19 protein-coding genes are annotated in these 25,439 nt (G+C 69.8%); 10 read left to right on the top strand and 9 right to left on the bottom strand.

Annotated features, from left to right (window positions below):
* Positions 1–57 precede the first annotated feature (57 nt).
* From ABZ464_RS37270 to eno, 6 genes are all read right to left on the bottom strand, one after another.
* A complete protein-coding gene (locus ABZ464_RS37270) occupies positions 58–924 on the bottom strand; it encodes a 3-hydroxybutyryl-CoA dehydrogenase (protein WP_359285003.1) in 867 nt (288 codons plus the stop codon).
* Positions 925–1,084: 160 nt separating this feature from the next.
* The gene (locus ABZ464_RS37265; RefSeq protein WP_359285001.1) at positions 1,085–1,990 is read right to left on the bottom strand and encodes a LysR substrate-binding domain-containing protein; all 906 of its coding nucleotides are present in this window, start codon (positions 1,988–1,990) and stop codon (positions 1,085–1,087) included.
* Positions 1,991–2,122: 132 nt separating this feature from the next.
* Positions 2,123–3,223 carry an alcohol dehydrogenase catalytic domain-containing protein gene (locus ABZ464_RS37260; protein ID WP_359284999.1) on the bottom strand — a complete coding sequence of 367 codons (1,101 nt, stop codon included), beginning with the start codon at positions 3,221–3,223 and terminating at the stop codon, positions 2,123–2,125.
* A 49-nt stretch (positions 3,224–3,272) separates the two neighbouring features.
* Entirely contained in the window at positions 3,273–3,824 is a 552-nt protein-coding gene (locus tag ABZ464_RS37255) for a carboxymuconolactone decarboxylase family protein (protein ID WP_359284997.1), read from the bottom strand.
* Between the two features lie 23 nt (positions 3,825–3,847).
* Positions 3,848–4,852, bottom strand: coding sequence for a VOC family protein (locus tag ABZ464_RS37250; RefSeq protein ID WP_359284995.1), 1,005 nt, complete (start codon positions 4,850–4,852; stop codon positions 3,848–3,850).
* Positions 4,853–4,912: 60 nt separating this feature from the next.
* Entirely contained in the window at positions 4,913–6,223 is a 1,311-nt protein-coding gene (gene eno / locus ABZ464_RS37245) for a phosphopyruvate hydratase (RefSeq protein WP_359284992.1), read from the bottom strand.
* 425 nt (positions 6,224–6,648) lie between these two features.
* On the opposite strand from eno, the gene ABZ464_RS37240 reads away from it, so the two are divergent.
* On the top strand, positions 6,649–7,242 hold the full coding sequence (locus ABZ464_RS37240; RefSeq protein WP_359284989.1) for an NAD(P)H-dependent oxidoreductase: 594 nt from the start codon (positions 6,649–6,651) through the stop codon (positions 7,240–7,242).
* Positions 7,243–7,326: 84 nt separating this feature from the next.
* On the opposite strand, the gene ABZ464_RS37235 is transcribed toward ABZ464_RS37240, so the two are convergent.
* Positions 7,327–8,358 carry a LacI family DNA-binding transcriptional regulator gene (locus tag ABZ464_RS37235; RefSeq protein WP_359284986.1) on the bottom strand — a complete coding sequence of 344 codons (1,032 nt, stop codon included), beginning with the start codon at positions 8,356–8,358 and terminating at the stop codon, positions 7,327–7,329.
* 178 nt (positions 8,359–8,536) lie between these two features.
* On the opposite strand from ABZ464_RS37235, the gene ABZ464_RS37230 reads away from it, so the two are divergent.
* Entirely contained in the window at positions 8,537–9,322 is a 786-nt protein-coding gene (locus tag ABZ464_RS37230) for a fumarylacetoacetate hydrolase family protein (RefSeq protein WP_359284984.1), read from the top strand.
* 101 nt (positions 9,323–9,423) lie between these two features.
* On the opposite strand, the gene ABZ464_RS37225 is transcribed toward ABZ464_RS37230, so the two are convergent.
* Complete coding sequence (locus ABZ464_RS37225) at positions 9,424–10,692, bottom strand: MFS transporter (protein WP_359284981.1); 1,269 nt, start codon at positions 10,690–10,692, stop codon at positions 9,424–9,426.
* A gap of 723 nt (positions 10,693–11,415) precedes the next feature.
* Between ABZ464_RS37225 and ABZ464_RS37220 the strand changes: the two genes are divergently transcribed.
* Genes ABZ464_RS37220 through ABZ464_RS37210 form a run of 3 tightly spaced genes read left to right on the top strand, consistent with a single transcriptional unit; the run spans position 11,416 to position 14,044 of the window.
* Positions 11,416–12,420, top strand: a complete 1,005-nt coding sequence (locus ABZ464_RS37220; RefSeq protein ID WP_359284979.1) for a C-terminal binding protein — start codon at positions 11,416–11,418, stop codon at positions 12,418–12,420.
* Positions 12,417–13,529 carry a phosphotransferase gene (locus ABZ464_RS37215; protein ID WP_359284976.1) on the top strand — a complete coding sequence of 371 codons (1,113 nt, stop codon included), beginning with the start codon at positions 12,417–12,419 and terminating at the stop codon, positions 13,527–13,529. The genes ABZ464_RS37220 and ABZ464_RS37215 overlap by 4 nt, the downstream gene beginning before the upstream one ends.
* Positions 13,514–14,044 (top strand): cupin domain-containing protein, encoded by a 531-nt coding sequence (locus ABZ464_RS37210; protein WP_359284973.1) that lies wholly within the window; start codon positions 13,514–13,516, stop codon positions 14,042–14,044. The genes ABZ464_RS37215 and ABZ464_RS37210 overlap by 16 nt, the downstream gene beginning before the upstream one ends.
* Positions 14,045–14,581: 537 nt before the next feature.
* Here the strand turns inward: ABZ464_RS37210 and ABZ464_RS37205 are convergent.
* A complete protein-coding gene (locus ABZ464_RS37205) occupies positions 14,582–15,619 on the bottom strand; it encodes a LacI family DNA-binding transcriptional regulator (protein WP_359284971.1) in 1,038 nt (345 codons plus the stop codon).
* A gap of 329 nt (positions 15,620–15,948) precedes the next feature.
* On the opposite strand from ABZ464_RS37205, the gene ABZ464_RS37200 reads away from it, so the two are divergent.
* The 5 genes from ABZ464_RS37200 to ABZ464_RS37180 all read left to right on the top strand — a co-directional run bounded on the left by ABZ464_RS37200 (position 15,949) and on the right by ABZ464_RS37180 (position 25,136).
* Positions 15,949–16,896, top strand: a complete 948-nt coding sequence (locus ABZ464_RS37200) for a sugar ABC transporter permease (protein WP_359284968.1) — start codon at positions 15,949–15,951, stop codon at positions 16,894–16,896.
* Entirely contained in the window at positions 16,893–17,714 is an 822-nt protein-coding gene (locus tag ABZ464_RS37195; RefSeq protein ID WP_359284966.1) for a carbohydrate ABC transporter permease, read from the top strand. Before ABZ464_RS37200 ends, ABZ464_RS37195 begins: the two co-directional genes overlap by 4 nt.
* A gap of 47 nt (positions 17,715–17,761) precedes the next feature.
* Complete coding sequence (locus tag ABZ464_RS37190) at positions 17,762–19,033, top strand: extracellular solute-binding protein (protein ID WP_359284963.1); 1,272 nt, start codon at positions 17,762–17,764, stop codon at positions 19,031–19,033.
* Positions 19,034–19,262: 229 nt separating this feature from the next.
* Positions 19,263–22,238, top strand: coding sequence for a family 78 glycoside hydrolase catalytic domain (locus ABZ464_RS37185; protein WP_359284961.1), 2,976 nt, complete (start codon positions 19,263–19,265; stop codon positions 22,236–22,238).
* Positions 22,239–22,322: 84 nt separating this feature from the next.
* The gene (locus tag ABZ464_RS37180; RefSeq protein WP_359284959.1) at positions 22,323–25,136 is read left to right on the top strand and encodes a family 78 glycoside hydrolase catalytic domain; all 2,814 of its coding nucleotides are present in this window, start codon (positions 22,323–22,325) and stop codon (positions 25,134–25,136) included.
* The last annotated feature ends 303 nt before the right edge of the window (positions 25,137–25,439 follow it).

The raw sequence follows: 25,439 nt of genomic DNA, 5'->3' as shown, positions 1-25,439 counted from the left end.
CTCTCCGCGAGTCGGCGGTGACGAGGGGAATCCGCATGCGGCGATCCCCCTGGGCTCTCAGGCCGGCCGGTAGTTGAAGAAGCCCTGCCCCGACTTGCGTCCCAGCAGCCCCGATTCGACCATGCGGCGCAGCAGCGGGGGTGGTGCGTACAGCGGTTCCCGGTACTCCTCGTACAGCGCCTCGCCGATCGCCGCCACCGTGTCCAGGCCGATCAGGTCGGCCAGGTGCAGTGGTCCCATGGGGTGGGCGCAGCCCGCCGTCATCCCGGTGTCGATGTCCTCCGCCGTCGCCGTGCCGGAGCTCACCATCCGCACTGCCGCCAACAGGTAGGGAATCAGCAGGGAGTTCACCACGAAGCCCGCGCGGTCCCGCGCCACGACCGTCTTCTTGCCCAGGACCTCACCGGCGAAGGCACGCACGCGCAGTTCCGTGGCCTTCGAGGTGTGCAGCGAGGGGATCACCTCGACCAGCGGCATGACGGGGACCGGGTTGAAGAAATGCAGGCCGACCACCGCCTTCGGCCTGCTGGTCGCCGCGGCGAGCCTGGCGATGGGGATGGAGGAGGTGTTGCTGGCCAACACGGCGGCCGGGTCGGTGACCACCTTGTCCAGTTGCCGGAACATCTCGGTCTTGGCCTGCTCGTCCTCGACGGCGGCCTCGATCACCAGGTCCGCCCTCGACAGGCGGGAGAGGTCGTCGGTGACCGAGACCCCGGCCAGGGCATGCGCGCGGTCCTCGGGCGCGATGGCGCCGCGCTTCTCGGCCTTGAGCAGGGAGTCCGCCACGGCCGCCAGTCCGGCCCGGGCCCGGTCCTCGGTCACGTCGCACAACGTGACGTGCAGTCCGGCGCGGGCACAGACCTCGGTGATGCCCCGGCCCATCTGGCCCGCGCCGACGACGCCCACGTACTTGATCGATGTCATGCTCTTCTCCGCCTGTCCCTCCGTCGGGCCGCGGTCGACCGGTGCCGCCACGGTATGTGCTGCCGTGTTGAGCGTAGGCTGGGGATACCCCCTCTGACCTGCTAGGACAGTGCGCCGTCCGCGCACAAACATGCGTGGGTTCGGTAGCCTGGGTCGGGCTTCAGCCGGCGGCCTTCGCGGCCGCGGTCTCCCGCAGTCGGCGGATCACCCCGCGCACAGCGGGTGAGGTCTCCCCTCTGCGGTAGGCGCCGACCAGCCGGGTGGTCAGTCGTACGTCCGCCAGCGGACGGTAGGCCACCCCGGGAACGTGGACCCGCCGCAGCGAGTCGGGGACCAGGGCCACCGCGAGACCACCGCCCACGAGTGTCAGCGCGGCGATGTAGTCCCGCACCGGGGGAGCGCACAGGGGGCTGAAGCCTCCCTGCTCAGCCACTTCCTGGATCTGGTCGCGGCAGCCGTACTCCTCGTCGAAGTGCGGGGCCACGAAGTTCTCGTCGCGCAGCGTGGCCGCGGGTATCGCCTCGTACGCCGCCAGTGGTGTGCCGGCCGGCAGCGCCAGGACGACGTCCTCACTGAGCAGGCAGGTGGCTGTGACCTCGGGCGGGTACCGCGGCCGCCAGCGCAGGAAGCCGACGTCGATGTCACCGCAGGCCAGCGCCTCCAGTTGGGCCGGTGTCTCCAACTCGCGCACCTGCACGGTCAGATCGCTGCCGGGGGACGTGCAGCGGGTGAGGACATCGGTGAGCACGCCGGAGAAGGCGGCCGAGGCGACGTAGGCGATCTGGGCCTGTCCCAGCTCCCCGCGACCTGCCCGCCGCCCCACCGCCACGGCGCGGGCGGCCTGTGCCAGGGTCAGCCGCGCCTCTTCGAGGAACAGCTCCCCGGCACTGGTCAGTGCGGGGCGGGTGCGTCGTCCGCGGTCGATCAGTCGCACCCCCAGGTGCGACTCCAGCGCCCTGATCTGGGTGCTGAGTGCCGACGGTGCGAGGTGCAGACGACCCGCAGCCCGCGCGAAATGCAGTTCCTCCGCGACGACGACGAACGATTCCAGCCAGCGTAGTTCCACCGGCTCCTCCGTCCTGCCGGGCCCGCGCCGACCAAGGCACGGGCAGTGGGGGTGTGGCCCGTGGTGAGAACACCCCGCGGCGGTGTCGGGGCAGAACAGGACCGCCGCGGGGTGAGTGTGAGCGACCGGGGCTCAGGGGATCACGACGTAGTTGCTGAATCCGCCGTCGAGGTCCGTGGCGCGTCCCGAGATCGCTTCGTTGACCTCGGACAGGGGGAAGGGCTTGGTGATCAGGTAGGAGAGGTCCAGGACTCCGGTCGCCACCATGTCGGCCACCTGCTGACCCTGGGCGGTGGTGAACCAGTTGGAGCCGATCAACTGGACCTGCTCGTCCATGAGCCACTTCACGTCCACGGGCAACGCGTCGGCCACGCCCCCGACGTTGACCACCCTGCCGCCCCGGCGGACGCCCTGCATGGAGTCGAGCATCGTCTCCACCGGGGCCTTGGCGCCCAGGGCGCTGATGACGAAGTCCGCTCCCTCGCCACCGGTGCGGGACTTCACCCACTCGCCGCAGGAGCGCTCGCCCAGCCGCATGACCTCGATCCGGTCCGGGGCCAGCTCCTTGACACGCTTGAGGAGTTCGTCGTTGCGGCCGGTTCCGAGGACCCTGGAGACACCGGAAGCCAGCGCGAGGAGGGTGGAGGCGACGCCGAGGGTGCCGGTGATTCCGTCGATCAGCGCGACCTGGCCGGGGCCGGCCCCGGCGTAGCTGAGGGCCCGGTAGGAGGTGCCGATGTAGCCGAGCTTGCCGGCCTGCTCGAACGTCATGTTGTCGGGGATGTTGACGATCGAGTACTGCGGCGCCGTCATGTACTCGCAGAAGCCGCCGTAGGGATAGAGGTCGAAGATGCGCTGACCGTCGCGGGACGTGCTGAAGTAGCCGTTCAGGGTGAAGTAGCGGCACCGGCTCAGCTCGCCGCCGCGGCACATCTGACAACTGCCGCAGGACCGCAGCGGGCTGACGTAGACCCGGTCGCCGGGCTTGGTGTTGAGCACTGCCTCGCCGACCGCCTCGACCACGCCGGCCGGGTCCAGGCCGAAGATCGCGGGCAGCTCGGGCAGCGGCTGATGCGGGTACCAGGTGGGCCAGTTGTTGATCACGTTGGCCATGTTCGGCACGATGCCGCACGCCTTGACCCGTACCAGTACGTCGGTCGCCCGTGGCGTGGGTACGTCGACTGTGTCCACGGACATCGGCTCACCGAGCGCGTGCAGTCGTGCAGCGAGCATTTTCGCCATTGAAATACTCCGATATTGATGGGCCGCAGGGTGCCGCGAACTACGAATTCGGGAACGGGTTCGGGTAATTGTCCTCAAGGTCGATGTCCAGCAGACCCATGACGCGGACGCCGGAGTTGTACCAGGCGACGGACAGCGCGAGTTCGATCAGCTGCTTCTGGGGCAGCCGCTCGGCAGCGGCACGCCATGTCTCCTCGGAGACGTCGACCAGGAGCGTGGACTCCTTGGCCACACGCATCACAGCCTTTTCCGTATCGTCGAACAGCTCGGACGACTCGAAGTCACCCACCGCGGCGATCTGTTCCTCCGTGAGTCCGGCCTTGAGGCCGTGCGAGTGGTGGTGCGCCACCTCGTAGGCGGACCGGGTCACGTGCCCCACGGTCAGGATCGCCAGTTCGCGGAGCGCGGGGCTGAGCTCGCCGGCCCGCAGCGAGTTGGCGTAGGTCAGGAAGCCGTCCAGTTGCTCGGGCGCGCCCGCGAGGGCGAGGAAGATGTTCGCCGTGGGTACCTTGCGTTCGGCTTCGAGCCGGTCGTACAGGGGCTTGTTCGCCTCGTCCGCGTCCTCGCGGCGCAGGTAGGGAACGCGTGCCATGTCGTCTCCTCGGGGGGGAAGGGTCAGTGGGCGGACTGTTCGAGCAGGAATCGCTCGAGAGTCATGGGCTGCGGAGACTCGGCCGGCGGGGTCTGTTTCACTCCCGCGAAGGGCGATGCCTCGAAGTACCACTTCTCCAGCGCCGGAAGCCCCCAGCGGACGTTCGTGCTCAGCGATCCCGCGTCCCAGCGCACGGGCTCCACTTCGGTGTCGATCGTCTGGTAGTGGCTGTTGAAGACCTCCACCCGATGGCCGTCGGGGTCGCGGAGGTAGGTGAAGAGCATCCCGCCCGGTCCGTGCCGTCCGGGGCCCCGCTCCACACCCTCGCCGTAGCCGAGGATGCCCGCCCAGTCGCAGGCGGTGAAGATGTCGCGGCTCTCGGAGACGGTGTAGGCGAAGTGGTGCAGGGCGGGGCCGGTGTTCTCCACGATCGCCAGGTCCAGGCAGGTGCCCTTGCGGTACATGAACGCGCTCAGCAGCTTGTCGCCGTGGGCCAGGTACTCGGAGTTGCGGAAGCCGAGTTCGCCGTAGAACGCGGTCAGCTCGTAGGTGTTCGGCGCGAAGGTCTGGAAGTGGTCCAGCCGCTGCGCGTGGGCACCCTTGTGGTGCTCGAAGTCGATGTGCAGCCTGGGCCGCGTCTCCATGTGCGCGCAGAGTTCCAGCGGTGTGCCGACCGGGTCGCAGGCATGCAGGGTGCGGCCCTGGTACGGCATGTCGACCCACTCCGCGGGCAGTCCCCGCTCACGGAACCAGTCGTACGCGATGTCGAGGTCCTCGTCGAGGAAGACGCGGAAGCCGATTCTCCGGCAGGACCCGGCTCCCTCCTCGTCCAGCTCCAGGACGAGGCTGTGGTGGCATGCCTCGGCGAGACCGCGGAGGTAGCAGGTGCGCTCGTTCTCGTCGCTGACGACGAGCCCCAGCGTGGCCGTGTAGAACCTCTTGCTCTCGGCCAGGTCGGCGACACCGAGCCGGACATGGCTGGAGCGGGTGATGTTGAAACTCGGGCGCAGATTGACGGGTGGCAGCATGCTGGTCTCCGTGCTCCGATCGGCTCTTGATCTCGATGACTGTAATACTTCTGGCTCGTTTTACGGATTGGTCACGGAAGCTGCGGAATCGGCGAATGTGAAGGCCGACCAACCGCTGAATTCCGCGGATTCACCGAGGGCCTCCTCGATGCGCAGAACCTCGTTCCACTTGGCCATGCGCTCGGAGCGGGTGAACGAGCCGACCTTGAGCTGGCCGGCGTCCCAGCCGACGCTCAGATGGGCGATGGTGATGTCCTCGGTCTCACCGGAGCGGGCCGACACGATGGTGCCGAAGCCGGCGTCCTTTCCCGCCCGCAGGGCCTGGTGCGCCTCGGTGACGGTGCCCGCCTGGTTCGGCTTGACGAGGACGGCGTTCGCCGCCCCGTCGGTGGCCGCCGCCTCGACCCGCTTGGCGTTGGTGACCAGGTAGTCGTCGCCGATCACCTGGCAGCGGTGGCCGAAGCGCCGGGTGAACTCCACCATGCCCTCCTGGTCGTCCTCGCCCACCGGGTCCTCGACGGACAGGATCGGGTACTGCTCGATCCAGCCGCCCAGCAGGTCGATCAAGGCCGCGGTGTCCAGCGTGCGGTCGTCGAGCGCGAGCGTGTACCGCCGGCCGCTGCCGAACTGGGAGGCCGCGACGTCCAGCGAGATGCCGACCTCGGTCGAGGGCGTGAAACCGGCGGCCTCGATGGCGAGGGTCAGCGTTTCCAGCGCCTCCTCGTTGGAGTCGAACGCCGGCCAGAACCCACCCTCGTCGGCGACGCCCTGCGCCTTCCCCGCCGTGCGCATCAGGCTTCCGGCGGCCCGGTAGATCTCCGCCGTCCAGTCCAGGGCCTCGGAGAAACTCCGTGCGGCGGGGCAGACGACCATGAAGTCCTGGACGTCGACGCGACGGTCCGCGTGGGCGCCGCCGCCGAAGATCTGGATCTCCGGCAGGGGGATGCGGACCGGCTGCCCGCCCGACAGGTGCTGCCACAGGGGTACGCCGGCCGACGCGGCGGCGGCGTGCAGTACGGCCATGGACGTGGCCACGATGGCGTTGCCGCCGAGGCGGCTGCGGTCGGGCGTTCCGTCGAGGTTCACCAGAAGCCGGTCGACGGTTTCCTGGTCGGCGGCGTCGAGGTTCAGGAGGGCGGGCGCGATCTCCTGGTTCACCGAGCCGACGGCGCGACGGACGTCGAGCCCGCCGAAGCGGGACCCGCCGTCGCGCAGGTCGAGCGCCTCGCCCCGGCCTGTCGAGGCCCCCGCCGGTGCGATGGCCCGCCCGACGGCTCCGTCCGCGAGGCGGACCTCGACCTCGACGGTCGGCCGACCGCGTGAGTCCCACACCCTGCGGCCGTGGAGCCGGGTGATCCGCGCGTCTGTCATGGCGGTGCAACCTTTCGGAGTTCGGACGGCCGGGCGTGGAGCGGTGCCCGTGCCGGTCATCGAGGGGCGGATGTCCGCCCGGCCGGAACATGGGGAGGGTCCTGGTCGGCGAACGGGCGCGGACGGTCGGCCCTCAGGGGCGGCACCCGAATCGGTCCTGCCCTCGGCGTGCTATCGATAGCGCAATCGTGCGAACTGCGAGATGACTCTGTCAAGAGGTGGGAGCGTTCCAGTCTCGGGGCGACCACTCATCTCTCCTTGCTTGGTCCGGCTGGACGTCAATGCTATCGTTCGCACAACTCCATGGCGCCCTGCCCAGAACTCCGGCGGGCCCGCGCTACTCCTGGACGGACGGACAGCACAGGCGGCGCGGGTTCGCCGGGCCGATCGCGGCCGATCGCGGCCGACAGGAAAGCGAGCCCGACATGACATCCGAGCCCTCTGTGGCGCCCATGACTCTCACCACGGTCGTGGCCAGTACGCGCCCCGGACGTGTGGGCAGGTCCGTAGCGGACTGGTTCACCTCCCGGGTCGCGGAGTACGGCCCCTTCGAGTCGCACCTGGTCGACCTGAACGAACTCGCCCTTCCCTTCTACGACGAGCCGCATCCGCCCGCCCTGCGGCAGTACACGAAGGGCCACACCCGCGCGTGGAGCCGGATCGTCGACGCGTCGGACGCGTTCGTGTTCGTCACCCCCGAGTACAACGGAGGCTTTCCTGCGCCTTTGAAGAACGCGTGGGACTACCTCGTCGTGGAGTGGCAGCACAAGCCGGCCGCGTTCGTGAGCTACGGCGGGGTCTCGGCGGGTACCAGGGCGGTGCAGATGGCCAAGCAGGTCGTGGCGAACCTCAGGATGCTCCCGATCGGGCCGACCGTGAGCATTCCCTTCGTCAACGAACAGATCGACGACGGCGCTTTCCGGCCCGGCAAGATCCACGAGGCGGCCGCCGAGCACATGCTCGACGAGCTGGTACGCACGTCCGCCGTCATGCGCCGGCTGCGCAGCGGAACGTACTGATCCCGAGCTCGGCACGAGAAGGCGCCCGGAGCGGTGTGCTCCGGGCGCCTTCCCTGTGTGCCGACCGGGTTGTCCACGGCTCGCTCAGGCGGACCTGGGCGGAGTCCTGCCGTCACAGGGGGCCGTGCTGCCGCGCAGGACCAGCGACCCGGGGGAGACCGACGTGAAGGGACCGTCGTTTCCCGGCTCGGTCTTCAGGCGACGCATCAGCCACAGTGCGCAGCCGGTGGCCATCTCCTGGATCGGCAGGCCGACCGTGGTGAGCCCGGGGCCCCACCAGGAGAAGCCGGGCTCGTCCCCGAAGCCGACCACGGACAGCTCGCCGGGCACCTTCACGCCCTGCAAGGACAGCTCCTCCAGGACACCCAGGGTGAGTTGGATCGATCCCAGGACGAGCGCGGTGGGAGCCGCGGGCTCCCGCAGCAGCCGACGCACCGCCTCGCGACCGTGCTGCACGGACGACGGCGGGCCCAGCTCGGCACGCCCGGCATCGTCCGGAAGGCCCCCCTCCCGCAGGGCGCTGCGGAAGCCGCGCAGACGCTCCGCGCCCGTGGGCAGCTCCTCGGGGCCGCCCAGGTAGGCGATGCGGGTGTGGCCCAGCGCCACCAGGTGGGCGGTGGCCTGACGCAGCGCCTCGCGGTCGTCCACGCCGAACCACTGGGCGCCGAGCGAGGGGTGGCGGCGCAGCAGCTGCAGGTGCGGCACGGCGCGCAGCAGTTTGACGGACTCGCTGTGCGGGCGGGCGGTCGGCACGATGATGACGCCGGCCACCCGGTTCGCGGACAGCTCCCGCAGGTGGCGCAGCTCCACCATCCGGTCGTCGTCGGTCTCCGAGAGCATCAGCTGATAGCCCTCGGCCTCCATGTTCTTGGACAGCTCGTGCGCGATGGTGGAGTAGAAGCTGTTGCGGATGTCCGGGATCACCAGCGCGACCACGTTGCTGGAGGCACCCCTCATCATCCGGGCCGCACGGTTGCCGACGTAACCCATCTCCGAAGCGGCCTGCCGGACCCGGAACTTGGTCTCCTCGCTGATCCGCGTGTCGTCGGCGAGCGCCCGGCCGACCGTCGAGACGGAGATCCCGAGGCGTTCGGCGATGTCCCTGGTCGTGATCACGTGAGGGTCCCCTCCGGCTGACTGATCGCGTGTCGTCACTATCCGTATGCCAACGATAGCACTCGTGTTGCGCTGCGTGGCGGGGAGGTGAGGCGCCGAGGTCTGGCACCTCGTACAATGCTAACGTTAGCATTGCTGGCTGAGTCGTGCAGCCGTCTGCGGCTGCCTGGGAGCGGAGGTGTCCGTGCGGATCGTCAGGTATGCCGTCGGCGGCGTGTGTCATTACGGGGAACTCGAACCCGGTGACGTCACGATCGCCGGATTCGAGGGTGATCCCTTCACGGGATTGTCCCCCGCGGGGCGCGTCGACAAAGTGAGCGACGTCGTTGTTCTCCCGCCGGTCGAGAAACCCCGGATCTTCGGGTTCGCGTACAACTACGCCTCACATGTCGGCGAGACCGACCGTGAGATTCCGGAGGTTCCCGTGTGCTTCATGAAGCCGAGTACGGCGGTGGTGGGGCCGGGGAGCGCCATCGTCTATCCGGCGGACGGTGAACTCATTCATTTCGAGGGCGAGTTGGTTGTCGTCATCGGAAAGGAAGCCCGCCATGTGAAGGCCTCCGAGGCCCATGAGTACATTCTCGGCTATACGTGCGGCAACGACGTCAGCGACCGCGTGGTCCAGCGCCGGGAAAGCGCATACGGAACGCTGCTGATCGGGAAGGGCCAGGACACCTTCGCTCCCCTCGGGCCGATCATCGCCACGGGACTGGACCCGTCCGCGCTGTCGTTGACGACCCGTGTGAACGGTGCCGTCATGCAGTCGGCGAGCACGGCCGACCTGCTGCTTCCCGTTCCGGAGCTCGTCAGCTACCTCAGTCGCCATCTGACGCTGCTGCCCGGAGACGTGATCATGACCGGCACGCCTTCCGGTGTCGGGCCCATCCGCCCCGGAGACGAGGTCGAGGTCGAGATCGAGGGCATCGGCGTCCTGCGCAACCCGGTCGTGGCCGAGAGCCGTTGACCGCGGGCTGATGCCCGCGGATGCCCGAGGATGCCCGAGGGGCGACACCACGAAAGGGGGCTGCCCACCCGCCAGGCGGGTGGGCAGCCCCCTTTGCGGTGTCAGCGGACCGCGTTGTTGAACCGGATGGGACGGACGAAGAGCAGGGCGACGACGCCGGCCAGCGGCAGGAGCGTGACCTGAAGGAGCCCGGCCCGGTCCCAGCCGAAGGAGTCCACCAGGGAGGCGAAGAGCAGTCCCGAGAACGCCGCCGGTCCGTAGTAGCTGGTGACGAACAGACCCGAGGCGCGTCCGATCTGCGACGGACGGACGGCCCGCTGCATCACGCTGTTGGTGTTGGGATAGATGAACCCGAGGCCGAAGACGCCCATGAGGAAGGCGAACACGCACTGGACGCCGACCCCGGCCTGCGTCTCGTAGATGCACACGCTGATGGCGGAGACGGCCAGCAGGCTCAGGATCAGCAGGTTGCGCTGGTTCACGCGGTCGCCGAGCCAGCCGCCGAACACGGCCGCCATACCGCCGAAGCCGAGGAGGCTCATGGCCAGTGCGGCATGCTCGGCGGAGTAGTGCAGCGAGGTGATGAGGTACGTCGGGTAGAGGCCGAGGAACCCGTAGACGGCCACACCGCTGATGACCGAGTGGACGGCGAGTGCGATGGTGTTGCGGTTGTAGGCGGAGGCAGGCATGTGCGAGTACGTCCCGGTCGAGACTGCCTTCTCGACGGAGTGCTCGGTCAGGCCGGCCTTGAGCAGGAACAGGGAGGCGGCGGCGATCACCAGCCCGGCCGTGCCGAACAGGTAGAAGGGCGAGTGCCAGGTACCGTGCGTGCTCACCAGGCCCACACCGATGAGCGGGGCGATGAACACGCCGACGGAGTAGCCCATGCCGATGACGCCGAACGCGAGACCACGCCGCTGGACGAAGAACGCGCCCATCGCAGCGAAGATCGCGGCGGACTGCATGCCCTCACCGAAGCCCGAGACCACCCGGTACAGGGTCATGTCGGTGAAGCCGGTCGCCAGCGGTGTGGCCATCGTGCCGAGGGAGTAGATCACGATGCTGGCCAGCAGCACGGTCTTGCGTCGGAACCGGTCCAGCAGATAGCCCGCGGGCAGACCGGCCAAGGCCATCCCGAGGGTGAAGTTCGTCGCCAGCAGCCCGCCCTGCTCCAGGGAGAACCCGTACTCCTGCCGAATGTCGGGCAGCAGCGGCGGGAAGACCTGACGGTCCATCGCGTTGACCATGTAGGAGAGGACCACCAGCAGGAAGCCCACGCCGATCATGGCCCGGGAGACGGGTGGCCGGCTGTTTTCCTGTGTGTCCTTGCCGGGCACCGCGCTGGTGTCGACTTGCGCTGCGTGAGTCATAGCGGCTCCTGAGAGGGAATGGGCCACGGCAGGCCGCGGCGGATCCGTCGCCGTACGGGGGCGTGCGGCGATGACGAGAAGCGATGAGCTGAACACGGACTCGAGTCGGCGACGGCGATATCGGCGCCGTCTGACGGAATGCGGGCGGTCGGCCACCGCGCGGTCGGACACCGCGTGCGGAATTCAGCCGTATATCGCCCGTCGGGGACGTCCGTGGCTGTGGCGTCTTCGACAACCGGACCTCGTGCGGACGCTTTATCGGCCGCACGGTCGGGGTTGGCAGAAACCATGAAGGGTAGTACCCGGCGCGTCAAGACGTTCGCAGCGGATTTCTCCCGATGCATCGCTTCCCCGTGATGAGCCGGTCTCTCGAATTCGGGCGGGGGTGCAGGTGGGCCGGTGTGCGCCGTGCTCTTGACGGATCGAAGACTCTCAGTGCTATCGTTAGCATCGCGTGGCTGTGACAAAGTGAATGCGACGTGCCCCGGCATCTCGTGACCCGGTTCCAGGGCCCTGCGACGGCGCCTTTCGACCACGAGTCGGTCAGCGCCGGCGACACCCGACCCGAGCCCAGCGACCCTTCCCCCTCACCCATGGCGGCCGTGGCCCTCGGACAAGCCGACGGCCGCCGTTGCGGTGATGATCAGACCTGCTGACCGGACCCACCGGGCGTCACGCCCGGCCGTCCGCGGCAGCCGTACGATTCTGCGAGGACGATCTGCCATGACACCACCGAGCCGCCCACACACCGTGCTGCTCACCGACCACGCCTGGCCCGACGACTCCGTGGAGCGATCCGTCATCGAGGGTGCGGGCCACACGCTGGTGTCCGGTCCCGCGGAACCCGGCTCTGCCGAGACCGTCGAGGAGCTGGTCGCCGAGCACCGGCCCGACGGCATCCTCACCTGCTGGGCGCCCGTCTCCGCCACCGCGGTCGCCACCTCGCCGGGCCTGCGTATCGTGGCCAGACTCGGCGTCGGCCTCGACAACATCGCCGTGAACGCGGCCACCGAGCGGGGCGTCTGGGTCACCAACGTGCCGGACTACTGCGTCGAGGAGGTCTCCGACCACGCCGTCGGCATGGTGCTGGCCTGGACGCGGGGCCTGGCCGTGTTCGACCGCGAGGTCCGCGCCGGGCGCTGGAATCCCGCAGGCGCCCGGTTGCGCCGGCTGTCGACACTGACCTGCGGTGTCGTCGGATACGGGCGGATCGGACGCGCCACCGCGCGCAAGCTCGGCGCGTTCGGGTGCCGCGTCCTGGCCCACGACCCGTTCCCGCCCAAGGGCGCCCCCGAAGTCGAGCTGGTGAGCCTGCAGGAGCTGGTGCGACGCAGCGACGTGGTGATCCTTCACGTGCCGCTCACACCCGCCACGCATCACCTCATCGGCGCCGAACAGCTGGCGGCGATGAAGCCGGGCGGACTGCTGGTCAACGTCAGCCGGGGCGGGCTGGTGGACACCGGCGCCGTCACCAAGGCACTGGACGGCGGACGGCTGGACGGAGCCGCCTTCGACGTCCTGGAGAGCGAACCGCACGTCCCCGCCGAGCTGCTGGACCAGCCCGGCGTGCTGCTCACCCCCCACGTCGCCTTCTCCTCCGACGCCTCCGTGACGGAACTGCGTCGCCGCGCCGCCGAGGAGGTCGTACGTGTCCTCGCGGGCGAGGCACCGGCGCACCCCTGCAACAACCCCGGCGACCGGCCGAACGCAGCGGGCGGCAGGCGGTGAACCGGACCTCCGCGCGGAAGAGCCGGGACCCCCTGCCGGCCGACTTCCTGATCGCCCACGGGCTCGCCCGGCCCGACGAACCCGCACACTGGAGCGCGCTGGCCGGCGGAGTCTCGTCCGACCTGTGGCGGGTGGACCTGCCGGGACGATCGCTGTGCGTCAAGCGGGCACTGGCCCGGCTGCGAGTCGCGGCCGACTGGGAGGCACCCGTCTCGCGCAACGCCTACGAATGGGCGTGGATGCGGTTCGCCTCCCGGCACCGCCCCGACAGCGTGCCGGAGCTACTGGCCCACGACCCCGAAGCCGGCCTCTTCGCGATGGCGTACCTGCCCCCTGATCGATACCCGATGTGGAAGGCACAGCTGCTCCGCGGCGAGGTGCGGGTGGAGACCGCGGCGGCCGTCGGAGCGGTGCTCGGTGCCCTGCACGCGGCGAGCGCGGGAGACGCGGCCATCGCCGCGGACTTCGCCACGGACGACAACTTCCATGCCCTGCGCATCGAGCCGTACCTGCTGGCCACCGCGGCAGCGCACCCCGGCCTGGCCGCCGTCCTCCGGAGCCTCGCCGACCGCACGGCAGGTACGCATCTGGCCCTCGTGCACGGCGACGTCAGCCCCAAGAACATCCTCGTCGGCCCGTCCGGGCCCGTGCTGCTGGACGCCGAGTGCGCCTGGTACGGAGACCCTGCCTTCGACTTGGCCTTCTGTGTCAACCATCTGCTCCTCAAGAGCCTGGTAGTGCCGGGACGACGTGGCGAACTGCTGCGGTCCGCCCGGGCGTTGGCCGAGGAGTACCTTCGGTGCGTCGACTGGGAGCCCCGACCCGCCGTCGAGGAGCGGGCCGCGACACTGCTGCCGGCTCTGCTGCTCGCGCGCGTGGACGGCAAGTCCCCGGTGGAGTACCTCGGCGACGGCCGGCACCGACTGTTCGTACGCACGGTGGCCTCAGCCCTGCTCCGGGCACCGGCTGCCACGGTGGCGGATGCCCTGGCCGCCTGGGCGGAGGCCCTCGAACCGTCGACCGAGCCGGGCAATGGCCGGACCGACGATCCCGGCGCTGCCGCGGACTGGACCGCCCGACCGAGGAGAGACCCATGCGCAGAGTCGTGACCGGACACGATGTGGACGGCAGATCGGTCGTCGTCAGCGACGGCCCCGTCCCGCGCAGCCGGGAATTCACCAGCCTGCCGGGTTGGATCTCCCGCCTGCCCTGGGCCACCGAACCCGGCGCACCGGTCAGCAGAACCGGAGAGGACCCCACGCCGAAGGTCACCCACGTGCTCCCAGCTCCCGGCGGCACTCGGTTCATCGTCCTGACCTTCCCGCCGGAGTCCGCGATGGCCGACCCGGCGTTCGACCCCGTTGCCTTCGACGCGGAACAGCGGGCCGACTCGCCCGGCATCGCGGAACTCATCGGGCCCGACGGCATGCACACGACGCCGACCGTGGACTACGGCATCGTGTTGCAGGGCGAGATCGTCCTCGAACTCGACGACGGCAACTGCACTCCGCTCGCGGCGGGGGACATCGTGATCCAGAACGGCACCCGCCACGCCTGGCGCAACCGCAGCGGCCGACCGGTCACGATGGCCTTCGTCCTCATCGGCACGGAACCCGACCACTGACGACACGACCGCCGCCGGCGCTCACCTCGCCACCACCGCCCTGTCCGTCGAGGACAGGGCGGAGTCCCTTGTGCCGGAGAGCCCGAGAACAGCGACCGCCTCACCTTCGACACGCGCCGTCGCCCGGCGGGTACGGTCACGCCCGGTGCATGCCCGGTGCATGCCCGGTGCCCGCCCGGTGCCCGCCCGGATCACCGACCAGGGCCGGCGCCGTCCTGCGCGATCCGCCGGAGAACCACGATCCCGATGCCCGGTACGCCTTCAAACGTGCAGGCGCCTGGGCCCGAGACGGCGTGCCTCGCCGGCGCCCGACGACCGGCGCCCCTGCCGTGACCCGGTCGCCGTGCCGCAGTGGCCGCCCAGGGCGCGGCCCCGACGGGCAGGTACGGGAGCGGTGACCGGCAGCCCCGCCGCCGGTCGGGCTCCGGGATGCGGTCCGGGCCGGCCGGGCGTGGGGTCGCCCTTGACCTCGCCGAAGTGCAGGGCGAAGGTCTGCTTCCAGCGCTCCGCCTCGGCCCGACGCCGACGACCGTGGACCTACGTCGGCAGCGGGGCCGTGGTGTGCCGCGCCACCAGCGTCGGAGACAGCTTGACCTGCACCGACGGCTTCGCCCGGTCCGTGATCCGCTCCAGCAGCAGCCGGGCCGCGTTCCGGCCGATCTCGCGGCCCGCCTGGTCGACGCTGGTCAGGGAGATCCAGCCGAGCGCGGCGAAGGACGTGTTGTCGTAGCCCGCCACCGACAGGTCACGGGGCACCGACAGCCCGGCCTCGGCGACCGCCTCCAGCACCCCCATCGCGACGATGTCCGCACCCGCGAAGACAGCCGTGGGCCTGACCGGGCGTGCGAGCAGCTGCTTCGCGCCGTCGTACCCGCCCTGCTGGGTGTAGCTGGTGGAGACGACGTCGATCTCCTCGTCCAGACCGAGATCCCGCATGGCCCGCCGGTAGCCGTCGGCGCGCTGGGCGTTGGGCATCTCGACGCTGCGTGTCGGGTCGGTCTCGTGGTGTTCGATGTGGGCGATCCGGCGGTGGCCGAGCGCGGCGAGGTGGCCGACGACCAGGGCCGCGCCTGCCACGTCGTCGTCCGTGACGGTGTCGTACACGGGGGAGTGCCCGTGCCGGCCGACCACGACGGTCGGCACGACGGAGGCGACGTGCTCGAGGTGGGCGCGCGGCGACACGGGGGCGACCAGGACGAGGCCGTCCATCCCGCGGTCGATCATGGCTTCGGTGACGCGGGCCTCCTCCTTCTCCCCGTTGCACCCCGGGCCCAGCAGGACCTGGTAATCGGTGTCCGCCAGGCACCCGGTGACGCCGTCGAGGATCTCCGGGAAGAAGGGGTTGCGGATGTCGGGCAGCATCACACCGATCGTGTACGTCTGACCGCGCAGCCCCCGCGCCGCCGCCAGGGGCCGGTAGCCCAGCTCGTCGATGGCGCGGCGCACCTTGGCGCGCATCTCCGGACTGGCCCCGTAGGCGTTGCGCAGCACCTTGGACACGGCGGTGGTGGACACCTGGGCGTGACGGGCGACGTCGACGATGGTGACGCGGCGGGGTGAGGCGGGCGACTGCAATGCGGCTTCCTCCGGCGTCGTGGGCAACGTTGGCGGAAAGTGTACGGATGAACCCCCTGCTTGGTAAGGGCCACCACGGCCCGGTCGGCAGGGCCGTTCGAGGCCTTTCCGTAACAAGCATGCAGCATGCACAGCATCTTGACGTCACGCAGAGCGCTCTCTAGGGTCTGGCACCACCCCATGGGAAACGTTACCCATCACCATCGGAGGCGCATCCCCTGGTGTCGTCCGCACCCCACAACCCGAGAAGTCGGCAGGTACCTCGCCCGTCGAGCCGGTGCACTCTTCACCAGGCCTCTTTGAAACGTTCCAAGGAAGCAGGTCCACCCGTGACCCTCGCCCCGAACGCCCAACTTCCGGATCGCGACCACCCTCCGGACCGCGCCCCGCTGGTGCGCGCCCGCCGTGCGCGCACCACACCTCCGTGGTGGTTCATGGCGCCGGCCCTGCTCCTTTTCGCCTTCGTCGTCCTCGTGCCGAGCGCGCGGGGCGTGTACTACGCGTTCACCGACTGGGACGGCCTCGATCCCCACCACTCCTTCGTGGGCCTCGGCAACTTCGCCGACATGTTCGACGACGCCGACGCGGTCCAGGCGATGTGGCACACGCTGCTGATCGCCGTGTCGATCACGGTCGTGCAGAACGCGGTGGGGCTGCTGCTGGCGCTCGGCGTCAACTCGGCCATCAAGTCCCGCAACCTGCTGCGCGTGTTCCTGTTCGCGCCGGCCGTGATCACCCCGATCGTGACCGCCTATCTGTGGCGCAACCTGCTCGGTCCGGACGGGGCGCTGAACAGCCTGCTCGGCGCGGCCGGGCTCGGCGCCTGGGAGCAGGACTGGCTGGGCAGTCCGGACCTGGCGCTCTGGTCGGTGGTCGCAGTGATCGTGTGGCAATTCGCGGGCTACTCGATGGTCATCTTCCTGGCGGGCCTGCAGTCGGTGCCCCAGGAGGTCCACGAGGCGGCGGCGCTCGACGGAGCCGGTCCCGTACGGCGCTTCTGGTCGGTGACCCGCCCGCTGCTGGCCCCGGCCTTCACCATCAACCTGATGCTGTCGATCATCGGCGGGATCAAACTCTTCGACCAGGTGTACGCGCTGACCGGCGGCGGCCCCGGCCACGCGACCGACACCCTGTCCACGCTCATCTACAAGGACGCCTTCACCCTCGGCGAGTTCGGCTACAGCATCGCCCTCGCGGTGGTCCTCACGATCATCGTGGCCGTCGCCTCCACCGGACAGTACGTCCTGCTGTCCCGCAGCGAGAGGGCCGCCTCGTGAACCGCTACCGCCCTCGCACCCTCGCACTCGAACTGTCGATGATCGCGACCGCCCTGGTCGTCGGCTTCCCGGTGTACATCCTGGTCAACCTCGCCGTACGGCCCGCGTCGGACACCTCCTCACCCATCCGCCCGACCGGCTCCCCGACCCTGGAGAACTTCACCCACGCCTGGCAGCAGGGCGCGCTCGGCGGGGCCCTGGTCAACAGCGTCCTGGTGACGGTGTGCAGCGTCGGGGTCGTGCTCGCCGTCTCCTCCCTCGCGGCCTATCCACTGGCCCGGGTCACGGCCCGCTGGTCACGGGGCACGTATCCGCTCGTCCTCCTCGGCCTGGTGCTGCCCTTCCAGCTCGCCTCGCTCCCGCTCTACCAGACCATGCGCGACCTCGGCCTGCTCGGCACCCCCTGGGCGCTGGTCCTGTTCTACGCCGGTCTGCAGGTGCCGTTCACCGTCTTCCTCTACGTCGGCTTCCTGCGCGCCCTGCCCAGGGACTTCGAGGACGCGGCACTCATCGACGGCTGCACGCCCTTGCAGGGCTTCCGGTACGTGGTCCTGCCGATGCTCAAACCCGTCACCGTGACCGCCCTCGTCCTCAACGCGGTCGCCGTGTGGAACGACTTCTTCACCCCACTGCTGTACCTCAGCGGCAGCGCCCGGCAGACCATGCCGGTCGCCATCGCCGGCTTCGTCGGCCAGTACGTCACCGACTGGAACCTCATCTTCGCGGCACTGGTGATCAGCATCCTGCCCGTGCTGCTCGTCTACCTCCTGCTGCAACGCAGCATCATCAACGGCTTCGCCGGAGGACTGCGGGGATGACCCGCACCTCCTTCTCCGCGCGTTCTCCTCTCCGCAAGGGAGCCATCATGAGAAGACACACCCTCACCGCCCTGGCCGCCACCACGACCGCCGCCGCGCTCCTGGCCGCTTGCAGCGGAGGTACCGAAGCGGGATCCGGCGGATCCGCCGGCGGCTCCAAGACCCTGACCCTGGCCTCGATCGACCAGGGCTCCGTCGAGGACGTCGTCAAGGCCTTCGAGAAGGCCAACCCCGGCGTCAAGGTGCGCTACACCACCAGCGGCGCCGACCAGTACCAGCAGCAGATCCGCACGCAGCTCTCCTCCGGCACCGCACCCGACGTGATGTCGGTGTGGCCGGGCAACGGCAACCCGGGCGCCACCTACGTCCTCGCCGAACCGGGCTATCTGCGCGACCTCTCCGACCAGGCCTGGGCGGCCAAGCTGCCCGAGGCGATCAAGAGCGTCGCCCAGTACGACGGCAAGACGTACACCGCGGTCTTCGGTCAGAACGGCATCGGCGCCGTCTACAACGAGCAGGCCATGACCAAGGCCGGGCTGACCCCGCCGGACACCTGGACGAAGCTGCTGGCCTTCTGCCGGGACGCCAAGGCCAAGGGAACCCCCGCGTTCGCCCTGGGCAACCAGGACAACTGGGTGACCCAGCTGGTGCTGTACGACCTCGTCGCCACGAGCGTCTACGGCCCCGACCGCGACTTCGACCAGAAGATGCAGGCCGGGCAGACCACCTTCGCCGACTCGTCCTGGAAGACCGCGCTCGACAAGTACGTGACGATGGAGAAGACCGGCTGCTTCCAGAAGAACCCCCTGGGCACCAACTACGAGGCCAGCCAGCAACTCGCGGCCACCGGAAAGACGTTGGGCATCGTCCAGGGCAACTGGGTCATCGCCCTGCTCAAGCAGAAGAACCCCCAGGGCACCTTCACCCTCAAGGCGCTGCCCGCCACGGACGACCCGGCCCAGACCCTCGTCCCGGCCGCGGCCGGCGCCGGCTACGGCGTCAACGCCAAGGCGAAGAACCCCGAACTGGCACTGAAGTTCGTGAACTTCGTGATGTCGCCCGAGGGCATGAACCTGTTCGTCAAGAAGCAGGGCGGCCTGCCCACCCTCCCCGACACCGGCTACCGGGCCGATCCCTCGCTCGCCGAGCTGTCGCGGTTCATCACGTCGAACCGCACCGTGCCGTTCATGGACCAGCTCTGGCCCAACGCCAAGGTCCAGCAGACCATGCTCAGCGGCCTCCAGGAGATCTTCAGCGGGCAGTCGACGCCCGAGAAGCTGCTCAACGAGATGGACACCGACTACAAGGCCGGCTCGTGAACGCGACGCCGACGCCGCAAAGGACGATGACGTGGACCATGAGTTACGAGACGGAGACGGTGCGCGGCCCGAGGAGCAGGGAAGCGGTGACACCGGCGCACGGCGGCCGTGGCCGCGCCGCCGAACCGTGCTCGCGGCGACCGCAGGCGCGGCACCGGCGGCGGTCGCTGTGACCGCCGGCGTCGCGACGGCCGGGGCCGCTGCCCCCCGCCCCGTAAAGGATGACGCAGTGTACGGACTCACGGTGGAACACCGCACCGAACCTCTCGGTGTGGACGCCGCACGCCCCCGCTTCGGCTGGCGCATGCGGTTCGCCGGACGCGGACGGAGCCAAGGAGCCTACGAAATCCTCGTCGCCGGCTCGCCCGGCAGACTGTCCGCCCACCGGGCGGACCTCTGGAGCAGCGGCCGGGTGAGCTCCTCCGCGTCGGTGGCCGTCCGCTACGGAGGAAAGCCCCTCAAGGCCTCGACCCGCTACTACTGGACGGTCACCGTCTGGGACACCGAGGGACGCCTGCTCGGCAGAGGGCCCGTGGCCTCCTTCGAGACGGGCCTGATGAGCACGGACGGCGTCACCGGCTGGGACGACGCCCAGTGGATCGGCATGAAGGGGAAACAACCCAACTCGCCCGGAGCGCCCATGCTGCGCACCGAGGCACCGCTCAGGGGCCGGGTCAGCGAGGCGCGGCTGTACGTCTCCGCCCTCGGGGTCTACGACGCCTACGTCAGCGGACACCACCTGACCGTCCCACAGGACGGCGGAACCACTCTCGAACTGCTGCCCCCGGGCTGGACGAACTACGACGCGCGCCTCAACTACCTCACCTACGACGTCACGCACCTCGTCGCCAGGGACCCTGCCGTCACCCTGGCCGCCGTCCTCGGCAACGGGTGGTACAACGGCCGGATCTCCGACGGCAGCACCTACTACTCCAAGAAGGGCAACTCCCTCGCGCTCAAGGCCAAGCTGCTCATCCGCTACGGCGACGGGGCGACCCAGACCGTCGTCACCCGGGCCGACGGCGGCTGGAAGGCCACCGACACCGGCCCCTACCGGGCCGACGACATCTACGACGGCCAGACCTACGACGCCCGCAGGGAACTGCCCGGCTGGACGTCGTCCGGCTTCGACGACTCCACCTGGTCGGACACCGAAGGCGTCCCCTTCGCCACCATGTACCCGGACACCCGGCTCCTCGCCTACCCGGCCGAGTCCGCCCGCCTGATCAGCCGCTGGGACCGCCGGCCCCAGTCGGTCACCGTCGCCGTCGGAGTGGCCGGACGCGCGGACAGCCCCAACGGCAGAGGCCGCATCGTCGTGGACGCCGACCGGACGCAGACCGACCCGCAGCGGGCGGCCACTGCTTCCGTGACCGTGGATCCGGGCGACACCGCCGTCTACGACCTCGGGCAGAACATGGTCGGCGTGCTCCGCTACGGTCTGCGCGGCGACGCCGGAACCCAGGTCACCTTCCGGTTCGGCGAGATGCTCAACGACAGCAGCGCCGGCGCCGACGGTCCCGAAGGTTCGCTCTACCGGGCCAACCTCCGCAGCGCCAAGGCCACCAGCACGTACATCCTCAAGGGCGACCGCCATGGTGAGACCCACCAGGACTCGCTGACCTTCTACGGCTTCCGCTATGTGTCGGTGACCGCGACCGATTCCGTCACGATCACCGGACTGACCGGCAAGGTCGCGACCTCCGCGATCCACGAGACCGGCTCCGTCACCACGAACGACGCCGACACCAACCAGCTGATCAGCAACATCCGCTGGGGCCAGCGCGGCAACTACCTCTGGGTGCCCACCGACTGCCCGCAGCGCGACGAGCGACTCGGCTGGACCGGCGACACCCAGGTGTTCGCCACCACCGGCCTGTACAACACGGACGCCGCGCCCTTCCTCGGCCACTTCCAGGACACGGTCGTCGACTCCCAGACCCTCTACGGCACGGACCAGGCCCAGTTCACCGGAGTCGCCCCCGGCGGCCGCTACAACTTCCCCGGAGGCGGCAGCGGCTGGGCGGACTGCGGGATCGTCCTGCCCTGGACCCTGTGGCAGATGACCGGCGACCCGGCCTTCGTCGAGGCCAACTGGCCGGCCATGACAGGCTACCTCGACTGGATCCGCCGGCAGACCGGCGACACCTACGCGGGCCAGGGCTCCCTCACCGGCGACTGGCTCGCGCCGCAGAAGACGAGCGCCCAGCTCATGAGCGACGTCTACTACGGATACGCCGCCCGGCTCATGGCGCAGATGGCCCGGGCCGTCGGCCGGCGGGCGCAGGCCACGGCGTACGAGCAGCTCTTCGCCGACATCAAGAGGGCGTTCGTGGCGAAGTACCTCAGCACCGCGGGCGGCACCCTCACACTGAAGTCCGGCCTCGGCGACGCCTCCCCGATCGAACCCGGCGCGGACCCGAACCAGAAGACCGAGGACAACAGCCAGACCGCCCTGCTGTGGGTGCTGAAGCTCGGCTTCTACGACACCGAGGCCCAACGCCGCACACTGGTGGGCCTGTTGACGGACAACATCGGCAACGACGCGGCCTACAAGACGGCCCACCCCCACAGCAGCCGGGTCAGGTATGCCGAGAACACGCTGTCCGTCGGTTTCCTCGGCGTCAACGTCCTCGCCCCGGTCCTCACCGACGAGGGCCGCGCCGATCTGGCGTACGCACTGCTGCACCAGGACGCGCTGCCGTCGTGGCTGTACTCGGTGAAGAACGGCGCGACCACGGTGTGGGAGCGCTGGAACTCCTACTCCAGCGACTCCGGCTTCGGCCCGGTCGGCATGAACTCCTTCAACCACTACGCATACGGCGCGATCATGGAGTGGATGTACGCCTACATGGCCGGCATCGCCCGCGACCCGGACCACCCCGGCTTCCGGCACTTCCTCCTGCAGCCGCACATCGACCCTTCCGGCCGGATCACGCAGGTCGTGGGCTCGCACGAGTCCCCGTACGGCGAGATCAGGAGCGAGTGGCTCGTCGAAGGAGGCAGGCTCCTGTCCTACGAGGCGACGGTCCCCCCGAACACCGAGGCCACCCTGCGCCTCCCGGCGGTCTCGGCCGACGCCGTCCGCGAGGGGCGGACGCCCCTCGCCCGCACCGGCGGCGTGCGGTTCCTCGGACACGCGGACGGCGTGGCGTCGTACCGGCTGCCATCGGGCTCGTACCGCCTGACGAGCCGGCTGCGCTGACTCCGTTTCGCGCATGTGCGGGCAGCTCCCGCCGCCCTCCGTTGAAACGAGTCAGTCACTCCTGTCCCACCGAAGGGAAACCCTGTGAGAGGCATCCCCACCCTGGCCGCCCCCGCCCTCGCGGCCGCACTGGCGCTCACCGTCCCCGGTGTGGCCCGGGCCGCGCCCGAGAAGTCCGGCAGCACACCCCTGTCCGCCGTGGACCTGAAGACGGACAACAAGGCCGACCCGATCGGCCTCGACGACCCCGCGCCGCTGCTCTCCTGGCATCTGGACGGATCTGGCCGCCCTTCGGGCCCACAAGTCGCCTACGAGATCCGGGCGGCACACTCGGCGGACGCGCTGCGGCACGGCCGGGCCGACGTCTGGCGCTCGGGCAAGGTCGTGTCGGACGCATCCGCCAACATCCCCTTCGGCGGGACGCTCACCGCCAGGGAGACGGTCGCCTGGCAGGTCCGCGTATGGGACGGCGGCGGTCGCATCTCGCAGTGGAGCTCTCCGGCCACCTTCGAGATGGGCCTGCTGAACGCCTCGGACTGGTCCGCCCGCTGGATCGAGAACTCCTCCTACGACTACACCCGTCCCGACGGCACGGACTCGCCGCTGCCGGTCTTCGGCAAAGTCTTCACCGTGCACGGCAAGGTGGCCAAGGCCCGGCTGTACATGACCGGGCTGGGCATGTACGCCACCACACTCAACGGGAAGCCCGTCAGCACGAACGTGCTGGAGCCCGGCCAGACGACGTACTCCGCCGAGGTCGCCTACCGCACCTACGACCTCACCCGCCAACTGCGGTACGGCACCAACATGTTGGGCATCGAGACGGGCAGCGGCGCCTACCAGCGGGTCAAGACGCCCGGCCACTACTTCTTCGGCGGCCGCCTGGAGACGTACACCGTCTACGGCGAGCCGAAGGCGATTGCCCAGCTGGAGATCACCTACGCGGACGGCCGACGGGAGACCTTCGGCACGGACACCTCCTGGCGCACCGCCCTCGGCCCGACCACCTACTCGTCCTGGTGGAGCGGCGAGGAGTACGACGCCCGTCGCTCCGCGACCGCACCGACCTCGGCGGCCGGGCTGGACGGCCCTGACTGGCGGAACGCGTCCCTCGTCGAGCTGACGTCCGCCACGACCCCGCGGGACACGACACCGCTGCGGGCCGACCCGCGGCCCCCGGTCACGGTCGCCGAGACCGTCGAGCCGGTGTCCGTCACACCGGACGGCAAGGGGGCGTACATCCTCGACTTCGGCGCCAACCGCTCCGGATGGCCGAACCTGCGGGTGTCCGGGCCCGCCGGGACCACGGTCTCCATGATTCCGGCGGAGAGACTCAAGGCCGACGGAACCCCGGACATCTCCTCCACCGGAGCGACGGCCGCGGACCGGATCGCCTACCGCTACACCCTCTCCGGCCACGGCACGGAGACCTGGCACCCGCGCTTCACCTACAGCGGCTTCCGCTACCTCGAGGTCGACGGCCTGCCCACCGCGCCGGAGGCCGGCACCGTCACCCTGCAGGTGATCCACGCCGCGAACCCCAGAGCCGGCGACTTCACCTCGTCGAACCAGATCGTCAACGAGATACACGCCATCACGCTCCGGGCGATGCAGAGCAACATGATGTCGGTCCTCACCGACTGCCCGGACCGTGAGAAGGGCCCGTACACCGGCGACAACCTGCACAACATCGACGCGCTGCTCACCGACTACGACCTGTCCTCCTACCAGCCGCAGCTGGTCCGCAACATGGCCACCGCGCAGCGTAGGCCCGGCGACGAGTCACCCGGACTGATCGCGAACATCGCGCCGGAGTTCCACCGGGTCGCCCCGGTCAAGCTCCAGTACCCGCAGGGGACGATCGAGTTCCTCGACGAGGTCAACTGGGGCAGCGCCGTCATCCGCATCCCCTGGCAGCTGTACCGGACCTACGGGGACACCCGGACCATGTCGCTGTACTACGACAACATGGTCCGGTGGCTCGACTACGAAGCCGCCAACAAGGCCGCGAACAACGGGGACATCCCGGGGCTCGGCGACTGGTCCGCCGCTGACCACACCACCCCCATGCAGCTGGCGATCCTCGCCGGCTACCACACCGCCGCGCACGACATGGCGCGGATCGCCCAGGTGCTGGACAGGAAGGCGGACCAGGTGAAGTACACCGCGCTCGCCTCCGCCCTGGCCGACGAGTTCACCACCAGGTTCCGCCACGAGGACGCGAGGGGTGTCTACTACGGCAGCGACAGCGAGACCTCGAACGCGATGGCGCTGGACGCCGGCCTGGTGCCCGCCGCCGACCGGCAGCAGGTCCTGGACCGGCTGGTCGCCTCCGTCCGCGCGGCCGGCAACCACATCACCAGCGGTTCGGTCGGGCTCGGGCCGCTGTTCCGGGCGCTGCACGCGGGCGGACGCGACGACGTCCTCTACGACATGGTCGTGAACCCGGCAGCGCCCGGCTACGGCTACCTCGTCACCAGCGGCCGCACCACCCTCTCCGAGTCCCTGGACGGCTCCGGCTCCCAGAACCACCACTTCCTCGGCCAGGTGGACGCCTGGCTCGTCAACGGGCTCGCCGGTATCAACCAGGCGCCGGAATCGGTCGGTTACCGCGAGCTGGAGATAGCCCCGGCCGTCGTCGGGGACCTCACCCACGTCTTTGGCAGCTACCGCACGCCCCAAGGGCTGGTGAGCAGTGCCTGGCAGAAGGACGGACGGGGCCGCCTCACCCTGAAGGTCCGCATCCCGGTGGGCAGCACGGCGGTGGTCCGGGTGCCGGCGGAAGCCCAGGACCGCGTCACCGCCACCGGATCCACGCGACCGGCGCCCGCGACCCGGACCGCCTCCACGGCGGTCTACCGGCTCTCCGCGGGCAGCTACACCTTCGTCGTGAGCTGACCGACGTGCGCGGGGGTTCGCTGACCTGCGGACACATTCTGCCGTTGGCGGGCGCCGACCCGGCAATGGCAGACCCGGACGAGGCGACCGCATCTCGTGGCCATGTTCCCGCCCGCCCCCGAGTCCATGAGCGGGCGCGGCTACGAGGGCTTCGCCGAACGCCGGCACGTTGACTGGAAGGAAGCCCGCAAGCGCTTCGACGGCCGGCAGTGAACTCCCCTTCCCGGCAGGTGCGTTGGAAGTACACTCGCCCCGGCCCGCAGGATCCCGAGGTCCGCGGTCCGGCCGCCGCGGTCCGGCACG

This window comes from Streptomyces sp. NPDC005820 (genome assembly GCF_040630255.1).
Classification (GTDB): domain Bacteria; phylum Actinomycetota; class Actinomycetes; order Streptomycetales; family Streptomycetaceae; genus Streptomyces.
This window is presented reverse-complemented; position numbering and strand designations above follow the sequence as displayed.

Excerpts from the sequence above, each read along its gene's own strand:
- ABZ464_RS37190 (WP_359284963.1), top strand. The coding sequence starts at position 17,762 with ATGAGAAGACACACCCTCACCGCCCTGGCCGCCACCACGACCGCCGCC.
- ABZ464_RS37270 (WP_359285003.1), bottom strand. The coding sequence starts at position 924 with ATGACATCGATCAAGTACGTGGGCGTCGTCGGCGCGGGCCAGATGGGC.
- ABZ464_RS37250 (WP_359284995.1), bottom strand. The coding sequence starts at position 4,852 with ATGCTGCCACCCGTCAATCTGCGCCCGAGTTTCAACATCACCCGCTCC.
- ABZ464_RS37220 (WP_359284979.1), top strand. The coding sequence starts at position 11,416 with ATGACACCACCGAGCCGCCCACACACCGTGCTGCTCACCGACCACGCC.
- ABZ464_RS37210 (WP_359284973.1), top strand. The coding sequence starts at position 13,514 with ATGCGCAGAGTCGTGACCGGACACGATGTGGACGGCAGATCGGTCGTC.
- ABZ464_RS37240 (WP_359284989.1), top strand. The coding sequence starts at position 6,649 with ATGACATCCGAGCCCTCTGTGGCGCCCATGACTCTCACCACGGTCGTG.
- ABZ464_RS37260 (WP_359284999.1), bottom strand. The coding sequence starts at position 3,223 with ATGCTCGCTGCACGACTGCACGCGCTCGGTGAGCCGATGTCCGTGGAC.
- ABZ464_RS37225 (WP_359284981.1), bottom strand. The coding sequence starts at position 10,692 with ATGACTCACGCAGCGCAAGTCGACACCAGCGCGGTGCCCGGCAAGGAC.
- ABZ464_RS37255 (WP_359284997.1), bottom strand. The coding sequence starts at position 3,824 with ATGGCACGCGTTCCCTACCTGCGCCGCGAGGACGCGGACGAGGCGAAC.
- eno (WP_359284992.1), bottom strand. The coding sequence starts at position 6,223 with ATGACAGACGCGCGGATCACCCGGCTCCACGGCCGCAGGGTGTGGGAC.